This window comes from Endozoicomonas sp. SESOKO3 (assembly GCF_024606255.1).
In genome coordinates this window covers 1-1012 of record NZ_JAHHPR010000053.1, presented here as the reverse complement: position 1 = coordinate 1012, position 1012 = coordinate 1, and the positions used below count along the sequence as shown (strand labels likewise).

2 protein-coding genes are annotated in these 1012 nt (G+C 48.6%); both read left to right on the top strand.

Annotated features, from left to right (window positions below; translation table 11 throughout):
- The coding region (locus KDK18_RS00895) for a sugar-transfer associated ATP-grasp domain-containing protein (RefSeq protein ID WP_306670829.1) at positions 1-397 on the top strand (397 nt) is incomplete at its 5' end.
- Positions 398-543: 146 nt separating this feature from the next.
- Positions 544-1012 (top strand): hypothetical protein (locus tag KDK18_RS00890; RefSeq protein ID WP_257252517.1); only part of this gene is annotated, 469 nt, incomplete at its 3' end.

The window sequence follows — 1012 nt, the reverse complement described above, 5'->3', positions numbered from 1 at the left end:
TGGCAAGGCCAACCTGCACCAGGGAGCCGTTGGAGTGGGTCTGGACATAGCTTCCGGCAAAAGCTTGAGAGCCGTTCAGTTTGATCTGCCGATTAATCAGCATCCTGACACGGGTCACAGCTTTGAAAAACTGGAAGTACCTCACTGGGACAAACTGCTCAAGCTGACTTCAGCCTGTTATGACATGACTGGATTGGGATATCTGGGCGTGGACATTGTTCTGGATGAAAGGGATGGTCCACTGATCCTTGAACTCAATGCCCGTCCCGGTCTGGCCATCCAGATCGCCAATGACCGTGGCATCCAGCCCCGCCTGGAGCTGATAGAGTCTCTGCCCAACTGGAATATGCCTATTAAAGAGAAAGTCGCATTCTCTAAAGAGCACTTTGCCATGTAATCTCCACTACATCAGGGCTCAGCGCCCTGATGTACGCTTCTCAAACCATTCATCAAAAACATCACTGATAAGTTAACTGAGTGATGAGACCGCCTTCCCTCCTTGGCCTGAAGACCTTGTCTGTGTCACAATCGTTTAAAGAGTGAATGGATTTAAGAATCAACCCTAATAAAAATGAAAAGCTGTCACTTCGTCATGGAGGACTGCCTGAATTGCAGGTTCTAATGATCTACTCATTCTGTTCGCAAAGAACAGTCATCTCCATCAGGACTTTACTGGTCATTCTGCTGACCTTTGTTGTCAGTCAGACTGCCCGGGCGACTGCTGTTGCAGAATCTTCAGAGGCTGGACCGGTTAAACTGGCCGGCTTCCTGACCCCGGTTTCAGCACCGAAAGCAATTCTGACTGGTAAACACCCCGAAACCAGTGATCGCTGGTACAAGCTCCGCCTGAACCTGAACCACTCTCTTAATTCTGACTGGTTGCTGGTATTCAGAAGAACCCCTCACAAAAAACTCGATGTGTTCACACCTTCCGAAAAAGGTTATCGAATGACTTCATTGGGCATTAGCGGTCATAACCGCAATTCAGACCCCAGAGTTCTGAAACTTATTC